The sequence below is a fragment of the Xanthomonas sp. LMG 12460 genome (assembly GCF_009192895.1).
Classification (GTDB): domain Bacteria; phylum Pseudomonadota; class Gammaproteobacteria; order Xanthomonadales; family Xanthomonadaceae; genus Xanthomonas_A; species Xanthomonas_A sontii.
In genome coordinates, this window is record NZ_NKUH01000055.1 from 1 (window position 1) to 24,319 (window position 24,319).

General features: G+C 71.4%; 17 protein-coding genes and 1 pseudogene. 15 read left to right on the forward strand and 3 right to left on the reverse strand.

The window, feature by feature from the left end:
* The 15 genes and pseudogenes from CEK66_RS12140 to CEK66_RS12210 all read left to right on the forward strand — a co-directional run.
* Nucleotides 1-4,670 (forward strand): hypothetical protein (locus CEK66_RS12140; RefSeq protein WP_152237090.1); only part of this gene is annotated, 4,670 nt, incomplete at its 5' end.
* Nucleotides 4,671-4,827: 157 nt separating this feature from the next.
* Complete coding sequence (locus tag CEK66_RS12145; RefSeq protein WP_152237091.1) at nt 4,828-6,723, forward strand: S8 family peptidase; 1,896 nt, start codon at nt 4,828-4,830, stop codon at nt 6,721-6,723.
* Between the two features lie 281 nt (nt 6,724-7,004).
* Entirely contained in the window at nt 7,005-8,735 is a 1,731-nt protein-coding gene (gene gspE, locus CEK66_RS12150; protein ID WP_152237092.1) for a type II secretion system ATPase GspE, read from the forward strand.
* A gap of 139 nt (nt 8,736-8,874) precedes the next feature.
* Nucleotides 8,875-10,089: a type II secretion system F family protein gene (locus CEK66_RS12155; protein WP_152237093.1), complete on the forward strand. Its 1,215-nt coding sequence runs from the start codon at nt 8,875-8,877 to the stop codon at nt 10,087-10,089.
* 675 nt (nt 10,090-10,764) lie between these two features.
* A complete protein-coding gene (gspG, locus tag CEK66_RS12160) occupies nt 10,765-11,202 on the forward strand; it encodes a type II secretion system major pseudopilin GspG (RefSeq protein WP_026143220.1) in 438 nt (145 codons plus the stop codon).
* Nucleotides 11,203-11,280: 78 nt separating this feature from the next.
* On the forward strand, nt 11,281-11,730 hold the full coding sequence (locus CEK66_RS12165; RefSeq protein WP_043082891.1) for a GspH/FimT family pseudopilin: 450 nt from the start codon (nt 11,281-11,283) through the stop codon (nt 11,728-11,730).
* A complete protein-coding gene (locus CEK66_RS12170; RefSeq protein ID WP_017908496.1) occupies nt 11,727-12,143 on the forward strand; it encodes a prepilin-type N-terminal cleavage/methylation domain-containing protein in 417 nt (138 codons plus the stop codon). The genes CEK66_RS12165 and CEK66_RS12170 overlap by 4 nt, the downstream gene beginning before the upstream one ends.
* Nucleotides 12,140-12,793, forward strand: a complete 654-nt coding sequence (locus tag CEK66_RS12175; protein ID WP_152181977.1) for a type II secretion system protein J — start codon at nt 12,140-12,142, stop codon at nt 12,791-12,793. The genes CEK66_RS12170 and CEK66_RS12175 overlap by 4 nt, the downstream gene beginning before the upstream one ends.
* Entirely contained in the window at nt 12,790-13,647 is an 858-nt protein-coding gene (locus CEK66_RS12180; protein ID WP_017908494.1) for a type II secretion system protein GspK, read from the forward strand. The genes CEK66_RS12175 and CEK66_RS12180 overlap by 4 nt, the downstream gene beginning before the upstream one ends.
* Nucleotides 13,644-14,768, forward strand: coding sequence for a PilN domain-containing protein (locus CEK66_RS12185; protein WP_152237094.1), 1,125 nt, complete (start codon nt 13,644-13,646; stop codon nt 14,766-14,768). Before CEK66_RS12180 ends, CEK66_RS12185 begins: the two co-directional genes overlap by 4 nt.
* Nucleotides 14,749-15,393 (forward strand): annotated as a pseudogene (gene gspM, locus CEK66_RS12190) (type II secretion system protein GspM); the annotation flags it as partial. The gene CEK66_RS12185 and the pseudogene gspM, both read left to right, overlap by 20 nt.
* A 172-nt stretch (nt 15,394-15,565) precedes the next feature.
* A complete protein-coding gene (gene xpsN / locus CEK66_RS12195; RefSeq protein WP_026143492.1) occupies nt 15,566-16,339 on the forward strand; it encodes a type II secretion system protein XpsN in 774 nt (257 codons plus the stop codon).
* 11 nt (nt 16,340-16,350) lie between these two features.
* Complete coding sequence (gspD, locus tag CEK66_RS12200; RefSeq protein ID WP_152237096.1) at nt 16,351-18,639, forward strand: type II secretion system secretin GspD; 2,289 nt, start codon at nt 16,351-16,353, stop codon at nt 18,637-18,639.
* 4 nt (nt 18,640-18,643) lie between these two features.
* Nucleotides 18,644-19,477: a glycosyltransferase gene (locus CEK66_RS12205; protein WP_152237097.1), complete on the forward strand. Its 834-nt coding sequence runs from the start codon at nt 18,644-18,646 to the stop codon at nt 19,475-19,477.
* Nucleotides 19,470-19,928 carry a hypothetical protein gene (locus CEK66_RS12210; protein ID WP_152237098.1) on the forward strand — a complete coding sequence of 153 codons (459 nt, stop codon included), beginning with the start codon at nt 19,470-19,472 and terminating at the stop codon, nt 19,926-19,928. The genes CEK66_RS12205 and CEK66_RS12210 overlap by 8 nt, the downstream gene beginning before the upstream one ends.
* 191 nt (nt 19,929-20,119) lie before the next feature.
* Here the strand turns inward: CEK66_RS12210 and CEK66_RS12215 are convergent, their stop codons facing one another.
* From CEK66_RS12215 to CEK66_RS12225, 3 genes are all read right to left on the reverse strand, one after another.
* Complete coding sequence (locus CEK66_RS12215; RefSeq protein WP_152237099.1) at nt 20,120-20,851, reverse strand: UTRA domain-containing protein; 732 nt, start codon at nt 20,849-20,851, stop codon at nt 20,120-20,122.
* 173 nt (nt 20,852-21,024) lie between these two features.
* Nucleotides 21,025-21,597, reverse strand: a complete 573-nt coding sequence (pnuC, locus tag CEK66_RS12220) for a nicotinamide riboside transporter PnuC (RefSeq protein ID WP_152237100.1) — start codon at nt 21,595-21,597, stop codon at nt 21,025-21,027.
* A gap of 498 nt (nt 21,598-22,095) precedes the next feature.
* Complete coding sequence (locus tag CEK66_RS12225) at nt 22,096-24,276, reverse strand: TonB-dependent siderophore receptor (RefSeq protein ID WP_152237101.1); 2,181 nt, start codon at nt 24,274-24,276, stop codon at nt 22,096-22,098.
* Nucleotides 24,277-24,319 lie beyond the last annotated feature (43 nt).

Genomic DNA, 24,319 nt, shown 5'->3' on the forward strand with positions numbered 1-24,319 from the left:
TGCAGAGCACCGCGCTGGGCTACTTCGCCTATGCACCGGGCGACCATGCCAGCGCGCTGGGCGCGCAGTCCTGGGCCAGCGGCGCCAACAGCACCGCGCTCGGCTACTACAGCACCGCGTTTGCGGCCGACAGCGTGGCGCTGGGCGCCAACGCGGTGGCGCGCCGGGCCAACACGGTCTCGGTCGGCGATGCCGGCAGCGAGCGGCAGGTCGTCAACGTCGCCGCGGGCACGCAGTCCACCGATGCGGTCAACCTCGCGCAGCTGGATGCGGTGCGCGCCACCGCCGAAAGCACCTCCAAGTTCTTCGCCCACAGCGGCGGCGGCACGGTCGGTGCCTATGCCGACGGCGCCGGCGCGGTGGCCGCCGGCGATGCGGCCAATGCTTACGGCAGCGGCGCGGCGGCGTTCGGCAGCGGCGCGGCGGCGATGGGCGATGACGCGGTGGCGCTGGGCAACGGCAGCACGGCCGGCGGCACCGGCGGCACCGCCATCGGCGGCCGCGGCCAGGCCTACGACCAGTACAACCAGCCGATCGTCGATGCCGACGGCAAGCCGGTGCTGGTCGGTGCCAATGCCGGCGAGAACGCCACCGCGCTCGGCGCGGGCGCGCAGGCGACGGGCAGCGTCGCCACCGCCACCGGCTACGGTGCGCAGGCCACCGGCGACCACAGCACCGCCGGCGGCTACAAGGCGCGTGCGACCGGCAACTACAGCCTGGCGCAGGGCGACAACGCCTGGGCCAGCGGCGAGGACGCCAGTGCGGTCGGCGCCTACGCCTGGGCGACGGCCGATGGCGCGTCGGCGTTCGGCACCTCGGCCTGGGCCACCGGCACCAATGCCTCGGCGTTCGGTACCGGGGCGTGGGCCAGCGGCAGCGGCGCCACCTCGATCGGCTTCAACAGCTGGGCGCCGGGGCTGAGCGCCACCGCGGTCGGTCGCGGCGCGTTCGGCTACGGCAACTACAGCGTGGCGCTGGGCTTCCAGGCGCTGGGCAACCAAGTCAACACCATCGCCATCGGCACCAACACCGTGGCCGACGCGGAAAGCGCGATCAGCATCGGTGCCGGCAGCGAGGCCACCGCCGCCAATGCGGTGGCGCTGGGTGCCGGGGCGGTCGCCGACCGTGCCTACAGCGTGTCAGTGGGCAGCGCCGGGCAGGAGCGGCAGATCACCAACGTCGCTGCCGGCACCGAGGCCACCGATGCGGTCAACGTCGCGCAGCTGGATGCGGTGAAGCAGGCCGCGGCAGCGACCAGCAAGTACTTCCAGGCCAGTGGCAGCGCCGACAGCGATGCCGGCGCCCTGGTCGACGGCGACAATGCGCTAGCGGCCGGCGAGGCCGCCAACGCCACCGCCGACGGCGCCACTGCGCTCGGCGGCGGCGCCAATGCCGTGGCCGCCGGGGCGACCGCGATCGGCTTCAATGCCGTCTCCAGCGGTGTCGATGCGGTTGCGCTGGGCAACAGCAGCCAGGCGTCGGGCGAGAACAGCATCGCCATCGGCAGCAACGCCCAGGCCAGCGAGATCGGCGCCACCGCCAGCGGCGCCGGCGCGCAGGCCAGCGGCACCTATGCCACCGCCACCGGCAACGAAGCGGTGGCCTCGGACAACCAGGCCACGGCCACCGGCTTCCGCAGCGCTGCCTCGGGCATCGGCGCCACCGCGCTGGGCGGCTACAGCGAGGCCACGGGCTATCTGTCCTCGGCGCTGGGCTATGGTGCGCTCGCTTCGGGCAGCTACGGCACCGCGGTCGGCGTGTCCTCCACCGCGTCCGGCAGCAGCAGCGTGGCGGTGGGCGAGTACAGCGTGGCTTCCGGCGAGGAGAGCGTGGCGGTCGGCGGTACTTCGTTCTTCGGCCTGATCCCGGCCGAGGCCTCGGGCGCCAACAGCGCGGCGTTCGGTGCCGGTGCCGGTGCCACCGCCGACTTCAGCAGCGCGCTCGGCAGCCTCAGCTACGCCAGCGCCGACAGCGCCAGTGCGTTCGGCTACGGCGCCTACGCGTCCGGCGTCAACAGCGTGGCCCTGGGCGCGAACTCCGAAGCGGCGCGCGACAACACCGTCTCGGTGGGCAGCGCCGGCAAGGAGCGGCAGATCACCAGCGTCGCCGCCGGAACCGAAGCCACCGACGCAGTCAATGTCGCGCAACTGAACGAGGTGAAGCAGTCCGCCGACGCCACCGGCAAGCAGTTCAAGGCCAACGGCGGCAGCGACCCGGCCGACGATGTCGGCAGCTACGTGGAGGGCAATTACGCCACCGCCGCCGGCGAAGCCAGCAACGCCTACGGCACCGGTGCCTCGGCCTTCGGCAGCGGCGCGCTCGCGGGTGCCCGCTACGCCACCGCGTCCGGCTACAACGCCACCGCCACCGGCGAATCCAGCACCGCGATCGGCGGCTCGCTGTACTACACCGACGCGTCCGGCAACGTGCTGCTCGACGGCACCACCACCGCCAGCGCCGCCGGCGCCACCGCGCTGGGCGCGGGTGCGCAGGCCAGCGGCACGTTCAGCAGCGCCAGTGGCGCCGGTGCCGTCGCCAGCGGCCTGCAGGCCACGGCCGACGGCTACAAGGCCAACGCCGGTAGCGACTACAGCACCGCGGTCGGCGCCTTCAGCGCCGCCAGCGGCACTCGCACCAGCGCGTTCGGTTACGGCGCGGCGGCGGCGGGCAACTACGCCTCGGCGCTGGGCTGGGGCAGCACCGCCTCCGGCGCCTATGCCGCGGCGCTGGGCTACAGCGCCCGCGCCACCGGCGAGGATGCGACCGCGCTCGGCGCCTCGGCCTGGGCCACCGCGGCGCAGACCACCTCGGTCGGCCAGTTCGCCTGGGCTACAGCGCAAGGCGGCACCGCGATCGGCCAGAACGCCTTCGCCTACGGTGGCACCAATGCCACGGCGCTGGGCATCAACGCCTCGGCCAGCGGCGCCGGCAGCGTCGCTCTGGGTTCGGGCGCGCGCACCAGCGAAGCCAACGTGGTGTCGGTGGGTGGGGGCAACGGCGTCACCGCGCCGGCCACGCGCCGCATCACCAACGTCGGCGCGGCGGTCAACGCCACTGATGCGGTGAACAAGGCGCAGCTGGACGCGGTGGCTACCGCGGCCGGCGACACCAGCGCGCGCTTCCAGAGTTCCGGCACCGCGGTGGCCAGCGCCAGCGGCGTGGACAGCACCGCGGCCGGTGCCGGCGCCACCGCCAGCGGCCTGCGCAGTTCCGCGCTGGGCGTGGGCAGCGTCGCGGCCGGCGCCGGTGCCACCGCCAACGGTGCCGGCAGCTCGGCGACCGGTGCGCGCAGCACCGCGATCGGCCTGCAGACCAATGCGATCGGCGAGAACGGCGTGGCGATGGGCTACAACAGCTTCGTCCGCAACAGCGGTAGCAACGGCGTCGCGCTCGGCGCCAATGCCGGCGTCTCGGCGGACAACGCGGTGGCGCTCGGTGCCGGTTCGCGGGTGTACGAGGCCGACACCGTGTCGCTGGGCAGCGGCAACGGCCGTGGCGGCCCGGCGACCCGACGCATCGTCAACCTGACCGCCGGCAGCGTCGCCGCCGGCAGCACCGACGCGATCAACGGCGGCCAGCTGTACCAGTCGCTGAGCAACATGGCCACGTTCCTGGGCGGCGGCGCCGGACTCGGCGCGCAGGGCCTGTTCGTGGCGCCGACCTACGTGATCCAGGGCGCCAGCTACAACAACGTCGGCGCGGCACTGGCGGCGCTGGACGGCAAGGTCAGCGAACTGGATGCGCGCACCGGCGGCAGCGGCACTGCGGCACGCAGCGCGCGCATGGTCGGCACCAGTGCGGTGGCCGCGCAGGCCACCGAAGCGGCGCCTGCGGCGTCGGCCGCGACCGCTGCAACTACGGCGGCGGCGACGCCGGTGTCCGGCAGCATCGGCACCGCGCAGGTCGGCGAAAGCACGGCGGTCGCCTCCAGCGCCACGGCGGTGGGGACCGCCGCGCGCGCCAACGACGTCACCGGCACCGCCATCGGTGGCAGCGCCTACGCGCATGGCCCCAACGACACCGCGATCGGCAGCAACGCCAAGGTCAATGCCGACGGCAGCACCGCGGTGGGCGCCAACAGCCACATCGCGGCGGTGGCGACCAACGCGGTGGCGATGGGCGAGGGCGCCAGCGTCAGCGCGGCCTCGGGTACCGCCCTCGGCCAGGGCGCCAGCGCCACCGCGCAGGGGGCGGTCGCCCTGGGGCAGGGGTCGGTGGCCGATCGTGCGCAGACGGTCTCGATCGGCAGCGCCGGCAACGAGCGCCAGCTCGCCAACGTCGCCGCAGGCACCCAGGCCACCGATGCGGTCAACAAGAGCCAGCTCGACAACGGCGTGGCTACGGCCAAGTCGTACACCGATGCGCGCTTCGGCACCATGGCCGACAGCTTCGAGGTACTGCGCGGCGACGTCGATGCGCGGTTGCGCGACCAGGACCGCCGCATCGACCGCCAGGGCGCGATGAGCGCGGCCATGCTCAACATGGCCACCAGCGCCGCCGGCATCCGCACCCAGAACCGGGTCGGTGCCGGCATCGGCTTCCAGAACGGCGAGTCGGCGCTGTCGGTGGGCTACCAGCGCGCATTCAGCGACCGCGCCACGGTGACCATCGGCGGTGCCTTCAGCAGCGACGACAGCTCCATCGGCATCGGTGCCGGTTTCGGCTGGTGATCCATCGCGGACGGCGGCGCGTGCCGCCGTCCGCCACGCAATGGCCTGAGGGGGCAGACCACAGGACCTTGGCTGGGCCGGCCAACGGATTCGGAAAAAGGGAGTTTTACGGCCGCAACTGTCGCCTGATCCACGAAACTTTGAAGAGGACGTCAACGTGATCGACAAGCAAAACCTTCGTATCAATGCCATCGCCGCCGCCATGCTGGCGATGTCGCTGGGAGCCTCGAGCGCGATCGCGGCCAGCGCCTCGGCGCCGCTGCCGGTCAAGGAACCGGGCAGGTCCGCGCCGGCCGATGCGGTGACCTCCAACCGCATCCTGGTGCGCTACAACGCCGGCACCGCCGCGGCCAGCGACCGCAGCGCCAAGCTGTCGACGGTGCAGTCGGCGGTGGGCCGTGCCAGCCTCGGCGGCAGCAACGGCATTTCGCGCGCGGCCGCGGCCAGCGTGCGCGCCGAGTATGTGCGGACCCTGGGCATCGGCGCGGACCTGATCCGCCTGACCGGCAAGCTGAGCAAGGCCGACCTGGACAAGGTGGTGGCGGAGATCGCCGCCGACCCGACGGTGAAGTACGCGCAGGTCGACGCCAAGCTGCGGCCGGTCGACGTGCTGCGGGCCAAGACGCAGGTGCAGCCGCAGTTGGTGCCCAACGATCCGCTGTACGCGCAGTATCAGTGGCACTACAGCAACGCCACCGGCGGCATCAACCTGCCGGCCGCGTGGGACGTGTCCAAGGGCGACGGTGTCGTCGTCGCGGTGCTCGATACCGGCATCCTGCCGAATCACCCGGACGTGGCGGTGAACCTGCTGCAGGGCTACGACTTCATCTCCGACAAGGAGGTCTCGCGGCGTCCGACCGACGCCCGCGTGCCGGGCGCGCTGGACTACGGCGACTGGGTGGAGAACGACAACGAGTGCTACGCCGGCTCGGTGGCCGAGGACAGCTCCTGGCACGGCAGCCATGTCGCCGGTACCGTCGCCGAAGCGACCAACAACGGCATCGGCATGGCCGGCGTGGCGCCCAACGCCACCGTGCTGCCGGTGCGCGTGCTCGGCAAGTGCGGCGGCTACACCTCCGACATCGCCGACGCCATCGTCTGGGCCTCGGGCGGCACCGTGTCCGGCGTGCCAGCCAACCAGAACCCGGCCGAGATCATCAACATGAGCCTGGGCGGCGGCGGCGCCTGCGACAGCGCCACCCAGGACGCGATCAACGGTGCGGTGTCGCGCGGCACCACGGTGGTGGTGGCCGCCGGCAACAACACCGCCAATGCCGCCAACTTCAGTCCGGCCAGCTGCGACAACGTGATCGCGGTCGGCGCCACCCGCATCACCGGCGGCATCACCTACTACTCCAACTTCGGCGCCAAGGTGGACCTGTCCGGTCCGGGCGGCGGCGGCAGCGTCGACGGCAACCCGGGCGGCTACATCTGGCAGAACGGCTACAGCGGCGCGACCACGCCGACCTCCGGTAGCTACACCTACATGGGCCTGGGCGGCACCTCGATGGCCTCGCCGCACGTGGCCGCGGTGGCCGCGCTGGTGCAGAGCGCGCTGATCGCCGCGGGCAAGGCGCCGCTGACCCCGGCGGCGCTGGAGACGCTGCTCAAGCAGACCGCGCGTCCGTTCCCGGTGTCGATCCCGTCCAGCACCCCGATCGGCACCGGCATCGTCGACGCCAAGGCCGCCCTGGCCAAGGCGCTGGAAGAGCCGTGCGATCCGGCCACCGAGCAGTGCGCGCCGCCGGCGACCGCGCTGACCAACAAGGTGGCGGTGGCGGGCCTGGCCGGTGCCGCGGGCAATGAGGCGCTGTACAGCTTCGAGGCCAAGGCCGGTGCGGTGCTGAGCTTCCTCACCTACGGCGGCAGCGGCAATGTGTCGCTGTATGTGAGCTTCGGCAAGGAGCCGGGCACCGGCAACGCCGACGCCAAGTCGACCCGTCCGGGCAACAACGAGACGGTGCGCTTCACCGCGCCGCAGGCGGGCACCTACTACATCAAGCTGGTCGGCGAGAGTACCTACAACGGCGTCAGCCTGGTCGCGCGCCAGTAAGCGTACGCGGCGCAGGGAAGCGCCATGCGGTTCCAGGAAACCCGGCTCCGGCCGGGTTTCCTGCATCTGCGGGCAGCGCCGTGTCGGCCCACTCCGCGACCGCGGCAGCGCGCAACGCAACTGCCCAGCGTGTCCTGCCAGGATGTCAGGCCGATGACCGTGGCGGGCCTGTCGGTGCCGGTCCGTTGGCCGCCCGGTAGACAGCGGCGGGGGAGTGCGCCGGATTCGGCGTCGGGTCATGCCGAACTGCTAAAGTCGCACGGTCATCTGGGAGGGATCGCGTGAATGCGCTCGTGAAGGACACTGCCGTCGCCGTGGAGACGCCCGAAACCCGCATCATCGCGGCGTTGCTGGCCAAGGGCCGGCTCAAGGACGGCGACCTGGCGCGCGCGCGGCAATTGCAGCGCGAGTCCGGCGGCAGCCTGCTGGCGCTGCTGGCGCGCCTGGGCCTGGTCTCCGAGCGCGACCATGCCGAGCTCAGCGCCGAAGTCCTGGGCCTGCCCCTGCTCGACGCCAAGCAGCTGCCGGCCACCGCGCCGGAGAGCCTGCCCGAGGCGCAGCCGCTGTCGCTGCGCTTCCTCAAGCAGTTCCATGTGTGTCCGCTCGGCGAGCGCGACGGCGTGCTGGAACTGTGGACGGCCGATCCGCACGACGCCTATGCCGCCGACGCGGTGCGCCTGGCCACCGGCCTGCAGGTGCTGCCGCGGGTCGGCCTGCGCTCGGAGATCGACGACCTGATCGAGCGCTGGTTCGGCCAGGGTCGCAGCGCGATGGGCGCGATCGTGGAAACCGCCGACGGCGACAGCGTCGCCGCCGACGACATCGAGCACCTGCGCGACCTGGCGTCCGAGGCGCCGGTGATCCGCCTGGTCAACCTGGTGATCCAGCGCGCGGTGGAACTGCGCGCCTCGGACATCCACATCGAACCGTTCGAGAGCCGGCTGAAGGTGCGCTACCGCGTCGACGGCGTGCTGATCGACGGCGAGAGCCCGCCGGCCAACCTGACCGCGGCGGTGATCAGCCGCATCAAGATCATGGCCAAGCTCAACATCGCCGAGCGCCGCCTGCCGCAGGACGGCCGCATCATGCTGCGGGTGCAGGGCAAGGAACTGGACCTGCGCGTGAGCACCGTGCCCACCGCGCATGGCGAGAGCGTGGTGATGCGCCTGCTCGACCGCGAGACCGTGGTGTTCGACTTCCACCGGCTCGGCTTCACCGACGCGTTCCTGCCGCAGTTCCGCAAGGTGCTGGAGCAGCCGCACGGCATCCTGCTGGTCACCGGCCCCACCGGCTCGGGCAAGACCACCACGCTGTACACCGCGCTGAGCCAGCTCAACACCGCCGACGTCAAGATCATTACCGTCGAGGATCCGGTCGAGTACCAGATCGAGGGCATCAACCAGATCCAGGCCAAGCCGCAGATCGGTCTGGACTTCTCGCATGCGCTGCGCAGCATCGTGCGCCAGGATCCGGACATCATCATGATCGGCGAAATGCGCGACCTGGAGACGGCGCGCATCGCCATCCAGTCCGCGCTGACCGGCCACCTGGTGCTGTCGACCCTGCACACCAACAACGCCGCCGGCGGCATCACCCGCCTGCTCGACATGGGTGTGGAGGACTACCTGCTGACCTCCACCATCAACGGCATCCTCGCCCAGCGCCTGGTGCGGCGGCTGGAGCCGACCCATGCCGAGCGCTATGCGGCCTCGCCGGAGGAGATCGAGAAGTTCGAACTGCGCCGGCTGCAGCCGGAAGGCGAGATCTTCCTGTACCGCCCGCGGCCCTCGGCGATCGCGCCGACCGGCTATGTCGGCCGCACCACCATCATGGAATTCCTGGTGATGAACGACGTGCTGCGGCGCGCGGTGATGCGCCACGCCGGCATGGGCGAGATCGAGCAACTGGCGCGCGAGGCCGGCATGCGCACCATGTACGAGGACGGCCTGGCCAAGGCACTCAGCGGCCAGACCACGATCGAGGAAGTGCTGCGCGTGACGGAGGAAACCTGATGCGCGCGGCGTGCGCTCCGGCGATGACGACGTGTCGCTGCGCCATGCGCCGGCGGTCCGCGCTCGGGAACGCATGGACCGCGCACGACGCGCGTTCCCATTCCCGATTCCCCATTCTCCAGTCCCAGCTTCAGTCCTGATGCCCCTCTATCGCTACAAGGCCCTGGACTCGCACGGCGAGGTCCTGGAAGGGCAGATGGAAGCCGCCAGCGAGGCGGAGGTGGCGCTGCGCCTGCAGGAGCAGGGGCATATGCCGATGCAGGCCCGGCTCGCCGCCGAAGGCGGCGGCACCTCGCTGCGCGGGTTGTTCCGGCCCAAGCCGTTCGACGGCGCGGCGCTGGTGCAGTTCACCCAGCAGCTGGCGACGCTGCTCGGCGCCGGCCAGCCGCTGGATCGCGCGCTGTCGATCCTGCTCGAACTGCCCGAGGACGAGCGTTCCAAGCGCACCGTCGGCGACATCCGCGACGCGGTACGCGGCGGCGCGCCGCTGTCCACCGCGCTGGAGCGCCAGCACGGGCTGTTCTCGCGCCTGTACATCAACATGGTGCGCGCCGGCGAGGCCGGCGGCAGCCTGCACGACACCCTGCAGCGCCTGGCCGAGTACCTGGAGCGCAGCCGCGAACTGCGCGGACGGGTGATCAACGCGCTGATCTATCCGGCGATCCTGGTCAGCGTGGTCGGCTGCGCGCTGCTGTTCCTGCTCGGCTACGTGGTGCCGCAGTTCGCACAGATGTACGAGAGCCTGGACGTGGCCCTGCCGTGGTTCACCCAGGCGGTGCTGAGCGTGGGCCTGTTCGTGCGCGACTGGTGGATCGTGCTGCTGGTGGTGCCCGGGGTAACCGTGCTGGCGGTGGATCGCAAGCGCCGCGACCCCGCGTTCCGTGCCAGCTTCGACGCCTGGCTGCTGCGCCAGCGCTTCGTCGGCGTGCTGATTTCGCGGCTGGAGACCGCGCGCCTGACCCGTACCCTCGGCACCCTGCTGCGCAACGGCGTGCCGCTGCTGGCGGCGCTGGGCATCTCCCGCAACGTGCTGTCGAACCTGGCGCTGACCGCCGACGTCGGCGCCGCCGCCGACGACGTCAAGAACGGCCATGGGCTGTCGGCGTCGCTGTCCAAGGGCAAGCGCTTCCCGCGCCTGGCGCTGCAGATGATCCAGGTCGGCGAGGAATCGGGCGCGCTCGACATCATGCTGCTGAAGACCGCCGACACCTTCGAGCAGGAGACCGCGCAGGCCATCGACCGCCTGCTGGCGGCGATGGTGCCGGCGATCACCCTGGTCCTGGCCTCGGTGGTCGGCCTGGTGATCATCTCCGTCCTCGTCCCCCTCTACGACCTCACCAATGCGATTGGGTGAGGCCATGCGCTTGCGAACCGCAGGTTCGCGCATGGCCGAACGCCCGGCCATGGATGGCCGGGCCGGTCTCTCCGGAGCCGGTAATGCGACGCCATGGACGGCAGCGGCCTTGCCTGCTGCGTCCGCGCGGCGCGCCATGGCGCATGTGGCGCCGAACGCCCGGCCAGGGATGGTCGGGCCGGTGGTTCCGGCGCTCGTAGTGCTGCGCCACGGATGGCAGCGCGTGCGTCTGGCGCAGCGGATCAATGAATCGAAGGAGGCCATGCGCTTGCGAACCGCAGGTTCGCGCATGGCCGAACGCCCGGCCATGGATGGCCGGGCCGGTCTCTCCGGAGCCGGCAATGCGACGCCATGGACGGCAGCGGCCTTGCCTGCTGCGTCCGCGCGGGGCGCCATGGCGCATGTGGCGCCGAACGCCCGGCCCCGTCCGGGCCTCGGGCGACTGCCGCGGAATGTGACGCCGCGCGGTCCCGGTCGGGAACCTTCCGCCGCCGCCCCTGTCCCATTGCCAGCGGCGCCGCGCGCGCCGGCCGCGGCCGTGCGTGCGAGCGGCGCGGATCCTCCACCGCCCGGCGTGACGGCGTGCGTGACGCGCCGCTGTACCGCCGGCCGCCGCCGGCTGCCATCGTCACTGTGTTCGGCTACATAGGTCTTCCACCGCAAGGATCCGATGCAATGCGCACTCTTCGCCGCTCCCTGACCCGTTCCCCGTCCGCCGCACGCCAGGCGGGCATGAGCCTGCTGGAAATCATCATCGTCATCGTGCTGATCGGCGCGGTGCTGACCCTGGTCGGCAGCCGCGTGCTCGGCGGCGCCGACCGCGGCAAGGCCAACCTGGCCAAGTCGCAGATCCAGACCCTGGCCGGCAAGGTCGACAACTACCAGCTCGACACCGGCAAGCTGCCGTCCAAGCTCGACGACCTGGTCACCGCGCCGGGCGGCGTCAGCGGCTGGCTCGGTCCGTACGCCAAGCCGGCCGAACTGAACGACCCCTGGGGCCACCCGATCGAATACAAGGTGCCCGGCGAAGGCCGGCCGTTCGACCTGATCAGCCTGGGCAAGGACGGCCAGCCCGGCGGCAGCAGTTACGACGCCGACATCAAGTACGAGTGATCCGACGCCGTGATCCGGGCCCCTGCCGGCGCGCTGCGCTTCGGCGTGCCGGCGTGCGCGCCGGCTGCGCGTGCGCGCATGCGCGGCGTGTCGCTGCTGGAGATGCTGCTGGTGGTGGGCCTGATCGCGATCGCCGCGCTGCTGGCGGCCTCGGTGCTGACCGGCGGCATCGACGGCATGCGCCTGCGCTCGGCGGCCAAGGAGATCGCCTCGCAACTGCGCTACACCCGCGCCCAGGCGATCGCCAGCGGCCAGCCGCAGCGCTTCCTGATCGATCCGCAGGCGCATCGCTGGCAGGCGCCCAACGGCCGCCACGGCGAGATCCCGCCGTCGCTGACGATCCGCTTCACTGGTGCGCGTCAGGCGCAGCGCCGCGACGGCGAGGGCGCGATCCAGTTCTTCGAGGACGGCGCCTCCACCGGCGGGCGCATCGACCTGCAGGCGCGCCAGGCGCGCTGGCGCGTCGACGTGACCTGGCTGACCGGCGAAGTCACGGTCGGGCGCGCACCGGACCAGGCGGGCCCATGAACCGCCAGCGCGGCTACACCCTGATCGAGGTGATCGTGGCGTTCGCGCTGCTGGCGCTGGCGCTGACCCTGCTGCTGGGCTCGCTGTCCGGCGCCGCACGCCAGGTGCAGCGTGCCGACCAGTTGAGCCGCGCCACCCTGTACGCGCAGTCGCTGCTGGCGGCGCAGGGCGTGGAGCAGCCGCTGCAGCCGGGACGCAGCCAGGGCACGCTGGATCAGGGTCGCTACCGCTGGACCCTGGACGTGGCGCCCTACGCCGACCCGCGGCGGCCGCCCGATGCCGCGGTGACGCCGGGCGCGCCGACCTTGCTGCAATTGACCCTGCAGGTGCGCTGGGGCGATGCGCCGGCGCAGGCGCTGCAGTGGAAGACCCTGCGCCTGGTCGCCCCGCAAGGCAACGGGGTGCCGCAATGATCACGCGCGCGCCGCCGCGCGCCACCGCGCGCGGCTTCACCCTGATCGAAGTGCTGCTGGCTACGGTGCTGCTGGTCGGTGGCCTGACCCTGGCCTTCGCCACGCTGCGCTCGGCGATGGCGATCAGCGGCCGCGGCGAGGCGATCGCCGGACGCAGTGAACGCATGCGCGCGGTCGAAGGCTTCCTGCGCCGGCGCCTGAGCGGCGCGCAGTCGCTGCCGCTGGATATCGACACGCACACGCTGCAGCCGGTGCGTTTCGTCGGCGAACCGCAGCGCATGCAGTTCGTGGCCGATCTGCCCGAGTACCTCGGCCGCGGCGGCCCCTACCTGCACGACCTGCGGGTCAGCGGCGAGGGCGACCATCGGCAACTGGCGATCGCGCTGGTGCAGGTGCAGGCCGGCAAGCAACTGCCTGAGACCCCGCCACGCCCGCCCGAGCCGCTGGCGCGCGACCTGCGCGAGGTGCGCTTCCGCTACCGCGGCCTGGACCCGGAGCGCGGCACCATCGGCCCCTGGCAGGAGCGCTGGGAGCGCACCGACACGCTGCCGCTGCTGGTCTCGATCGAGTTGCGCAGCGGCGACGGCACGGCGTGGCCGCCGCTGGTGGTGGCGCTGCGCCAGGCCGGTGGCGCGGAGATGCGGCAATGAGCGCGACGCATCGCCACCGCGGCGCCGCGCTGGTGCTGGTGCTGTGGCTGATCGCGCTGCTGACCGCGCTGATCGGCGCGTTCGCGCTGACCGCGCGCACCGAGAACCTGCAGGGCAAGGTGCTCGGCGACGGCGCCGAGGCGCAGGAGCGCGCCCGCGCCGGCCTGGAATACGCGCTGACCCGGCTCGCCGGCACCCCTACGCAGCCGGGCTGGCGTGCCGACGGCCGGCGCTACCGCTGGCAGTACGAGGGCGCCACCGTCGACCTGCGGGTCACCGACGAGAGCGGCAAGGTCGATCTGAACATGGCCGATGCGCAACTGCTGGCGGCGCTGGTGCGCGCGGTCGGCGAGGATCCGCAGCGCGCCGAGCGCATCGCCGCGGCGATCGTGGACTGGCGCGATCCCGACAACCTGACCCAGCCCAACGGCGCCGAGGATCCGGACTATGCCGCCGCCGGTTTGCCCTACGGCGCCAAGGATGCGCCGTTCGAAAGCCTGGCCGAGCTGCAGCTGGTGCTGGGCATGGACCCGGAGCTGTACGCCAAGCTGCTGCCCAACCTGACCCTGTACGGTGGGGTGTCGCGGCCGACGCCGGACTTCGCGCCGGGGCCGGTGCTGACCGCGCTCGGCCTGGACGCGCAGCAGGTGCTGGCGCAGCGCGAACGCACCGACCAGACCCAGCTCGGCATGGTCGGCATGGGCGGTGGCGGCACCTACAGCATCGAAAGCCGGGCGCGGCTGGGCAATGGCCGCGAGGGCGTGTTGCGCGCGGTGGTGCGCCCAGGCTCGTCGGCGCTGCCGGGCTCCGCCTACACTGTGTTGCGTTGGGAAGAAGGAACGACGGTGCGATGACGGCGTGGCGCGACACGATGGACAAACTTGGCGTACGCATCGCCCCCGGTGCGGGCGGGCTGCTGGCCTGGTGGCAGCGCTCGCTGATGGCGTGGCTGCCGCCGCGCTGGCAACTGCAGCTGGGCTGGTCGCAGGCGCGGCTGCTGCTGTGGCGCGAGGGCGAGCAACTGATGCTGGCGCGGCAGGTCGAGTCCGAACTGGGCGCGCCGCTGGCGCTGCCGTGGCCGCTGCTGCCCGACGAACTGGAGGCGCTGCTGGGGCCGCGCCTGGCGGCGCTGCCGCGGGTGTGGCTGTTGCCGGCCGAGGCGGCGTTGCAACGCCATCTGCGCCTGCCGGCGGCGGCCGCCGAGCACCTGCGCGAGGTGGTGAAGTTCGAGATCGACCGGCAGACCCCGTTCCAGGCCGACCAGGTGATCTACGACGTGCGCGCCGACGGTCGCCGCGACGACGCCCAGCTCGACGCCGAACTGGTGGTGGCCCCGCGCCGCGTGCTGGACGACCTGCAGGCCAGCGCCGGCGCGCTGCGCCCGACCCTGGCCGGCATCGACGTCGCCGGCAGCGATGGCGCGCCGCTGGGAGTGAATCTGCTGCCGCAGGAACAGCGCCACCGCCGCGCCGACCCGATGCGGCGCTGGAACGCGATCCTTGCCGCCACCGCGCTGCTGGCGCTGTGCGCGGCCGGCTGGCAACTGTTGGACAACCGCCGCGATGCGCTGGAGCACCTGCGCACCCAGGTGGACAGCGGTGCGCAGCGCGCGCGCGCAGTCGCCGCGCAGCGCCAGCAGCTGGTCGATCTGGTCGAAGGCGCCGCGTTCTTCGACCAGTTGCGTGCCGAGCGCCCGGCCTCGGTGGAGGTCTGGAACGAATTGAGCAAGCGCCTGCCGGAGGGCACCTATCTGGAGAAGTTCTCGATCGAGGGCAACCAGTTGCAGTTGATCGGCCTCAGCAGCGAAGCCTCGTCGCTGGTCGGGCGGCTGGAAGGTTCGCCGCTGTGGCGCACGCCCTCGCTGACCGGCGTGTTGCAGGCCGACCCGGGCAGCCACCGCGACCGCTTCACCCTCACCGCCGAGCTGGCCGGGACCAAGCGCAAGGAGGCCGCCGATGCCGGTGCAGGTCGATAAGCGCGACCGCTGGCTGGCGCTGGGCCTGCTGCTGGCGGCGCTGGCGCTGGGCTACCTGGTGCTGGTGCATCCGTGGTGGACCGTGCCGATGCGCGAGGTCGATGCGCAGATCCAGGAACTGCAGCAGCGCGAACTGCGCGTGCGCATGCAGTTGCAGCAGGCGCCGCAGGTGGCGCAACGGCTGCAGCAGGCGCAGCGCGAACTGACCACGCGCCCGGGCTTCCTGCGCGAGACGTCGGCCGAACTGGCCTCGGCCGGCCTGGTGCAGCGCCTGGAAAGCGCGGTGGCCACGGCCAGTCCCGGCAACCGCAGTTGCGCGATCAGCAACCGCTCGCCGCTGGCCGCCGACAACCGCAGCGATCGCTTCACCCGCGTTGCGGTGCAGGTGCGTCTGCGCTGCGGCACGCCGGAGCTGGCGGCGGTACTGCATGCGCTGGAAAGCGGCACGCCGGCGCTGTTCATCGACAACCTCAACGTGATGGCGCAGCGCTACCAGCTCTCGCCGGGCGAGAGCGGCAACGGCCTGGACGTGGCCTTCGAACTGGCCGGCTACCTGCGCCCGAACGCGATGCCGGCGCCGCCAGCGGCGTCCGCCACACCGGACCCGTCGGCAGCAGCGGCCCCCGCCGCGGCCACGCCGGTGATGAACGCCGGCGGTTCCGCCGGCGCTGGTCCGACCGAGCCGGCCGCCGTGCCGTCGCCGCCGCCGGCCACCCCCAGCGCGACCAACCCTCCGGGTGCGCCCGGCGCCGCGAATGCCGCGCCGGCGGACCTGCCGCAACAGGTGGAGGGCCGCCATGCGAATTGAAGCGATGGGCCTGCGTACCGTGTGGCTGGGCACGCTGGCGCTGTGGGGGCTGCTGATCTGGGCGTTGGGCCTGGGCGGGCTCGGCGAACGCGTGGCGCCGCTACCCGACGATCCGTCGATGCTGCAGCGGCTGCCGGGCTTGCCCGCGGCCACCACACAGCGCCTGGGCGATTTCTCGCAGTACGGCGAGATCGCCGCGCGCCCGGTGTTCGCCGAGGATCGCCGTCCGCATCCGTTCTTCCTCAGCGCCGACAACGGCCAGGCCGCCGCGCCCAACGTGCGCCTGACCGGCGTGCTGCTCACCGACCGCTTCAAGATGGCGACGCTGACCACCGAGCAGGGCGAATCGCTGCGCCTGAAGGAAGGCGGCGACGCCGTGCAGGGCTGGCGGCTGCTGTCGCTGGCGCCGCGCCAGGCCACGGTCAGCGGCAGCGGCGGCACCCAGACCCTGGAATTGAAGGTGTTCGACGGCAAGGGCGGGCAGCCGCCGACCGTGCTCGGCCAGGCCGGGCGTGCCGCGCAGGGGCAGATGCCGCCGCCGGCGTCCGCGCCCAATGGCCAGTCCAACGCCAACGCGCCGCGCCCGCCGAACCAGTCCACCCCCAACCCGGTGCCGAACCAGGCACCGACCCCGAGCGCCCCTCAGCCGTCGTCGCCGGCTCCGTCGTCGGAGCAGTTGCAGGCCATCCGCGAGCGGATCGAAGCGCGCCGCCGGCAATTGCAGCAACAGCGCCAGAACAACCCCTCAGGTCAGAACCCTTGAAGAGTGATCGCATGACGCCGCGTCTGTTTTCCCTGTTCCTCGCCATCGGCCTGGTGGCCGGCTGCGCCACCACGCCCTCGCCGGACATCCGTCGCGGCGCCGCGATCAACCCCCAGGTCGGCGCGGCCGGCAGCACCCAGAGCGACGGCCAGGGCGGCCCGGCCGATCCCAACGCCTTGCCCGAGCGCGCCACCCCGGTGATCCGCCGCGGCAGCGGCACCATGATCAATTCCGCGGCCGCCGCGGCGCCGGCGCCGTCGCTGGGCAACGCCAGCAGCGGCAGCGCCACCTTCAACTTCGAGGGCGAATCGCTGCAGGCGGTGGTCAAGGCCATCCTCGGCGACATGCTCGGGCAGAACTACGTGATCGCGCCGGGCGTGCAGGGCACGGTGACCCTGGCCACGCCCAAGCCGGTGTCGCCGGCGCAGGCGCTGAACCTGCTGGAGATGGTGCTGGGCTGGAACAACGCACGCATGGTCTACAGCGGCGGCCGCTACAACATCGTCCCCGCCGACCAGGCCCTGGCCGGCACGGTGGCGCCGAGCACCGCCTCGCCGGCCAACGCGCGCGGCTTCGAGGTGCGCGTGGTGCCGCTGAAGTACATCTCCGCCAGCGAGATGAAGAAGGTCCTGGAGCCGTACGCGCGGCCGAACGCCATCGTCGGCATCGACGGCTCGCGCAACGTCATCACCCTGGGCGGCACCCGCGCCGAGCTGGAGAACTACCTGCGCACCGTGCAGATCTTCGACGTCGACTGGCTGTCGGGCATGTCGGTGGGCGTATTCCCGATCCAGTCGGGCAAGGCCGAGCAGGTCGCGGCCGATCTGGAGAAGGTGTTCGGCGAGAACAGCAAGACCCCCAGCGCCGGCATGTTCCGCTTCATGCCGCTGGAGAACGCCAACGCGGTGCTGGTGATCACCCCGCAGGCGCGCTACCTGGACCAGATCCAGGAGTGGCTGGACCGCATCGACAGCGCCGGCGGCGGCGCGCGGCTGTTCTCCTACGAACTCAAGTACATCAAGGCCAAGGATCTGGCCGACCGCCTGGCCGAAGTGTTCGGCGCCGGCGGCGGCAACCGCGGCGACTCCAACGCCTCACTGATGCCGGGCTCACAGATGAGCCAGTTGAACGGCGGCGGCCTGGGCGGCTTCAACGGCAGCGACAGCAGCAGCCTGGGCGGCGGCAGCTTGGGCGGGAGCCTGGGCAGCAGCAGCGACAGCCTGGGCAGCAGCAGTTCCTCCGGCAGCAGCGGTGGCGGCCTGGGCAATGGCAGCCTGCAGTTGTCGCCGCGCACGTCCGGCAACGGCAGCGTGACCCTGGAAGTGCAGGGCGACAAGGTCGGCGTGTCGGCGGTGGAGGAAACCAACACCCTGCTGGTGCGCTCGACCCCGCAGGCCTGGCGCTCGATCCGCGACGTGGTCGAGAAGCTCGACGTGATGCCGATGCAGGTTCATATCGAGGCGCAGGTGGCGGAGGTCAATCTGACGGGCAAACTGCAATACGGCGTCAACTGGTACTTCGAGCAGGCGGTGAACGCGGCGTCCGACGCGACCAATATCGGGATCGGCGGCGGCGCCAATCTGCCCAGCGCGGCGGGTCGCAAGATCTGGGGCGATATCGCCGGCAAGATCACCGGCAGCAGTGGCCTGGGTTGGACCTTCCTTGGCAAGAATGCCGCGGCGGTGATCACAGCGCTGGATCAGGTGACCGACGTCAAGCTGCTGCAGACGCCATCGGTGTTCGTGCGCAACAACGCCGAGGCCACGCTCAATGTGGGCACGCGCATCCCGATCAATTCGGTCAGCGTCGACACCGGCCTGGGCACCGGCACCACCTATTCATCGGTGAACTACCTCGATACCGGCGTGATCCTGAAGGTGCGTCCGCGCGTGACCAAGGACGGCATGGTGTTCCTGGATATCGTGCAGGAAGTCAGCTCGCCCGGCGCGGCGCCGACCAATTGCGGCACCAGCGCCGGCACCAGCGTCGCCTGCAACGTGCCGATCAACACCCGTCGGGTCAAGACCGAGGCGGCCGTGCAGAGCGGCGACACCATCATGCTGGCCGGCCTGATCAGCGACAGCACCACCGACGGCAGCAACGGTGTTCCCTACCTGAGCAAGCTGCCGGTGGTCGGCGCGCTGTTCGGGCAGAAGACCCAGGACAAGACTCGACAGGAAGTGATCGTGCTGATCACACCGTCGATCGTGCGGAATCCGCAGGAAGCGCGCAATCTCACCGACGAGTACGGGCAGAAGTTCAAGGCCATGGAGCCGCTGCCGGCACGCGGCAAGAAGTAAGCGGGTGAGCCTGCCCATCGTGCTGCTGGCGGTCGGCGTCGACGACGTCGCGCTGGACGCCTGTCTGGGTGCGTTGGAGGCGAACACGTCGGCTGGCACCCGCGTGTGGCTGGCCGACGATGCGCAGGCCGGCCCGCGCGGCATCCGGGTGATCGAGGCCTGGCTGGCGCGCACGCGCCTGCAGGCCGACTACACGCGGCGGCCGCGCATGCTCGGCGAGGTCGCGCATGTGGACGAGATGCTGCGTGCCTGCGGCGACGCCGACGTGGCGGTGCTGGCGGCCGACGCGCAGCCTGGGCCGGGCTGGCTGCTGCAGTTGAGCGCCTGCCTGGCGCGCGACGCGGCCATCGCCAGCGCCACGCCGTGGAGCAATGCCGGCGAAGCCTGCGCGTGGCCGCGGCTGGGCGAGATCAATCCGCCGCCCGAGGATCCCGAGCGCCTGGCACGGGCCTGCGCGGCCCTGCCGCCGCTGCATCCGGAACTGCCGTCGGCGGTGTGCCATGCGGTGGTGCTGCGTGGCGTGGCCCGGCAGCGTGCCGGCGGCCTGGACGCCAGCAGCTATGGCTCCTGGTATGCGGCGCTGACCGACCTGTCGCTGCGCATGGCCGGACTCGGCTGGCGCAACGTGCTGTGCGAGACCGCGCATGTCGCTTGCAGCGGCGAAGGCCGCGCCGCCGACGGCGACATGGATGCGCTGGCCACGCGCTGGCCGGCCTGGCACGCGCGCCTGGCCGGCTTCCTGATGCACGATCCGCTGCGCGCCTGCCGCGAAGAGCTGCAGCGCCTGTACGACACGCTGCCGCCGCCGGATCCGCAACGGGCGTTGTTCGATGCCTAGCCTGTCGCCGCCCGACCTGCGGCTTGCCCATCGCTGGACGCAAACCGGCCGCATCTCGCTGTGGCGCTATCTCGAGAACGAGCGCAATTATCCCGGCTGGCATCTCAACGCAGATCCAGTTGGATGCCAGTCGCTGTTGGCGTTGCTGGACGCCTTGGCTGCCGACGGCGCCGGTTCCCGCACGCTTCTCATTACTGCACCGAGCACGACCGAACTTGGCGTGCCGAACAACCGGCGCGGGCTCGCCGCTTGGGTGGCGCCGGAGAAGCTGCGCTTCACGCTGTCCACGACCGACGATCGCTGGTCTTTTCCCGTAGACGCAGCGCCGGCTGCACTTGAGGTCGGCTCGGCGTGGCTTGCGGCGTTGCGGGAAGGCATCGCGGGCATTGCGAACAGGCAGGGGGACTACGCCATCGGCAAGGGCAGCCATCGTCTATGGTTCTGGTGGTGAGGCGGAAATTGCCGACGCGCGCCTGTTATAGGGTTGTTGGAGCGTTGCTCCCTGACCCCTCGGCTGGCGCGGCAGTCGGTCACGACTGATATTGCAATCAGACGCCAGCGGCGTCGCTGTTGGTTCCTGGGTGGGAGCGGGTGTGGTCCGCTGCGTCTCCGCCTCGTGTCGCGATAGCGAACAAGCCGGACTCATTCCCCCGGCGCGTAGACATCCACCGACACTTCCAGCACATCGTGGCGCCAGGACTCGATGTCGAATTCCACGGCACGTCCGTCGGGATCGTAGCTGACGCGTTGCAGACGGAAGCACGGCGTGCCGGCGGTGGATTGCAGCAGCACCGCCTGCTCGGCATCGAGCGTGGCCGGATACATGGACAGCCGGCTGCGCGCCTGCCGCAAGTCCAGGCGCTGGGTCAGCACGGCGCTCAGCGAGCCGGCCAGGTCGTGGTCGAGCAGGCGCGGCGCCCACGCGGCGAGGATCGCATTGGTCTCCAGCAGCACGGCGCGCCGTCCGATCCAGCGGCGGCGTCGCAGCACGAACACCTCGGCATCGGGATCGTCCAGGTGGAGGTGCCGGGCGAGCGCCGGGCCGGCCGGCTGGCGCTGCGCGGCGAGCAGTTCGGTGCGCGGGACGCCGCCCTGCGCGGCCACGTACTGCATGAAGCCGGCGATGCTGTTGGGGTCGTGGCGTACCCGCGGCGCGCTGACGAACCAGCCGCGGCGATTCTCGCGGTAGATGTACCCGTCCGATTCCAGTTGCTGCAGCGCCTCGCGCAAGGTGATGCGGGTGCAGCCGAACAGCGCGGCCAGTTCGCGCTCCACCGGCAGGCGCTGGTCCGCCCGCCATTCGCCGGCGGCGATGCGCGCCAGCAGCGCATCGGCGATGCGTTGGGCGAAGCCGGCGGTGGTGGCGAAGTGCATGCGAAATCCAGAGCGTGGAGAAGCGTTGCTGACAAGACTACGCTGCCGGCAGGGCCGCGGACGATGCGGGCGACTGATGTTCGCGTGATGCTCGTGCGGCTGCGGCGCGCCATTCGCATCGAGTTGACGACGGCACGCGCTGTGCCGCCAGGCAGCAAAGAGCGCGTGGCGTGTCAGGTGACGGCTTGCGCGCGGCGCAGATCGGCCTGCCACAGGCGCAGTCCGTACACCGCCAACCCCACGAAACCTGCGTACAGCGCGGCGGTGGGGTACAGCCCCTTGTACACGAACACGCCGACGTAGACGCAGTCCAGCACGATCCACAGGCCCCAGTTGGCGATGCGCTTGCGCGCGGCCCACACGCTGGCGACCACGCTGAAGGCCGACAACGCCGCGTCCAGCCACGGCAGCGCCGCATCGGTGTGACGGTGCATCCACCAGCCCAACAGCGCCGCGCCGACGGCGCCGGCCAGCAGCGAACGCAGGCCTTCGCCCCATGGCAGCGGCCCGACCTGGACCTTGCCGTCGTCGCCCAGCCCGTTGCTCCAGCGCCACCAGCCGTAACCCTGCAGCACCACGTACAGGCCCTGCAGCAGCATGTCCGAATACAGCTTCCACTGATAGAACAGCCACGCGTACAACAGCACCGCCACCACGTTGACCGGCCAGCACCAACGCACCCGCCGCGCGGTCAGCCACACACCCAGGACGTTGATCAGTACGGCGAGCAATTCGAGCGGGGACATGGTGGGGAGGCCGGGAGTGGGGATTGGGGATTAGAGATTGGGGATTGTTCGCGAGCGCAGTGCATTGCGCGCGTGCTGTAGGAGCGGCTTCAGCCGCGACCCGTCAGCAATAGCGCGTCGCGGCTGAAGCCGCTCGCACAGGGGCTGGCGGCAAGCCGGCCGAGTGCACTGTGGGAGGGACTTCAGTCCCGACGCATTGCGCCATCGGAAAGCACTTCACTTCGCGCGTCTCGACTGCATGACAGTGGATTGCCACCTTGGTCATCGGCGCGGCTGGTGTTCGAGAGAAGTCATGGTGGATCCGGAGAACAGGGCCAGGCGTTTGCGAACGAAGAAGACAGTGTTTGCTGAAGGAGCAGCGTTTGTCTCACTGTAGCGATCAGCCGCAACCCGTCAGCCGCGGCGCGTCGCGGCTAAAGCCGCTCCCACAAGGTGAAGCTCCATGTCTCGCTTCCGGCTTTCACGAATCCCCAATCCCGATTCCCCATTCCCAGCTCCTCAAAAATCGAACTGCACCGCCAGCCGCGCCGTCCGCGGCGCGCCGAGGAACAGATAGTCGTCGCCTTCGTAGGCACCGACGTCGCGCCAGTAGCGCTTGTCGGTGAGGTTGTCCACGCTCAGTCGCAGCGTGGTCGGCACCGCGCCCAGCCGGGTGGCGTAGCGGGCGCCGAGGGTGTAGACGCTGTAGCCGCCGACGGCGACCTGGCCGCTGCGGTCGGCGTACTTGGCGCCGCTGTACTGCGCGCCGCCCAGCAGCGCCAGGCCGCTGACGCCGGGCACGTCCCAGGTGGCCTGGGCGCTGGCGCGCAGCCGCGGCACGTTCAGTGCCTGGTGGCCTTCGTCGCCCGGCGTGCCGGTGTCCTCGGCGCGCGCGCGGATGCCGGCGACGCTGGCCTGCAGGTGCAGGCCGGCGCCCAGCGTGCCGGCGGCGGACAGTTCGATGCCGCGGTTGTGCAGGCGGCCCTGCTGCACGAACAGGAAACTGCCGTCGGCCTGCGGTTGCGCGTACTGGTTGGCCTGGCGCATGTCGAACAGCGCCGCGCCCAAAGTCACGCCATCGCGCTCGAACTTCATGCCGGCCTCGCGCTGGTAGGCGCTGGTGGGGGCGAGGATGCTGTCGGCGTTGCTGGCGAACCACGGCGCGGTGCCGCCCGGGGCCAGGCCCTTGGCGAAACTGGCGTACAGCGACAGCGACGGCTGCAGCTTGAACAGCAGCGCCGCCTGCGGCAGCAGCACCGAGCGGCGCGTGCGTCGGGTCAGGCTGCCGTCGCGGTCCCAGGCGCGTTCGTCGTAGCGCACCTGGCGTGCGCCCAGCAGCAACTGCCAGGCATCGCCGATGCCGATGCGGTCGCTGGCCAGCAGCGCGGTCTGCGCGCTGTCCAGGCGCCGACGCTTGGGGCCGAGCACGGCGTCGGCAGGCGACAGCAGCGGCGGATCGGCGTCGATGTTGCCGCTGCCGATCATCTCGTTGATCGAGCCGTGGCGGTCGATGGTGCGATGCAGGTAGTCGACGCCGACCTGGAACTGGTGCTGCAGCACGCCGGTGCTGGCGCTGCCGCTGGCGATCGCCTGCAGTTCGTCGTTGCGGCGGCTGTCGGCAGGGCTGCGGTAGTCGTAGATGTCGTAGTCGCCTTCGCGGCTGAAATGGTTGGGCACCGCGTCGCCGGCGCAACTGGCCGCGCCGTAGCAGCCCCAGGCGAAGCTGGAGTAGTCGTCGATCAGCGCGCGGCTGTGCGATGCGGCCACATGTACAGCCCAGGCGTCGCTGAAGCGGTATTCGTAGCGCGCCTGCGCATTCAGCGCCTCGATGCCGACCGGCCTGGACCACGGCTGGTAGGCGAGCAGGCGATGCACGGACACTCCGCTCGGCACCTGCGTGCCGCCGAGCAACTGGTAACCCGGCACCGAGCGCTGCTGGCGGTCCTGGTATTCCACGTCCAGTTGCAGGGTCGATTGCGGATCGATGTTCCAGTCCGCCGCCAGCGACAGGAAGTTGCGGTGGCCGTCGGCGTGATCGACATAGCTGCGCAGGGTCTCGTGCGCGGCGTTGACGCGCAGGCCGAACTGACGCTCGCTGCCGAACCAGTCGCCCAGGTCCACCGCCGCACCGCGGCTGCCGTCGTCGTCGCCGCTCAGCACCAGGCTGCGCACGTGCTGCGGGCGCTTGGTCTGATAGTCGATCACGCCGGCCGGCGTGGTGATGCCGGACAGCACCCCGGACAGGCCCTTGAGCACCTGCACCTGCTCCTTGTTCTCCAGCGCCACGTTCTGTTCGCCGGCGATGGTCAGGCCGTTGATGCGGTAGCTGTTGGCCGCATCCAGCGAATAGCCGCGCACCAGGAAGTTCTCGTAGTAGCCGATCGGCGCGTAGCTGTCGCCGACCGCGGCGTCGGCGCGCAGCACCTCGCTGAGCACGCGCACCTGGCGGTCGGACAGCTGCGTGCGGTCGATGGTGTCGATCGCCATGGGCGTGTCCAGCAGCGGCGCGTCGCCGTAGCCGCTCAGGCTGCTGCGGTCGTGCGGCTGGCGACCCTGCACGTTGACCGCGTCCAGTTCGACCGGGGTCTGCGCGCTGGCGGGCGCCGGCGCAGCGTCGGCGGCCAGGGCCGGCAGCGGCAGGGCGATGACCAGGGCCAGCGCGAGGGCGTGCGGAGCGGGGAAGCGGCGGGTGGGAAGCATGCGGAACGACCTCGGAGAAACGAAACGAAGGAGAGAAGCGGCA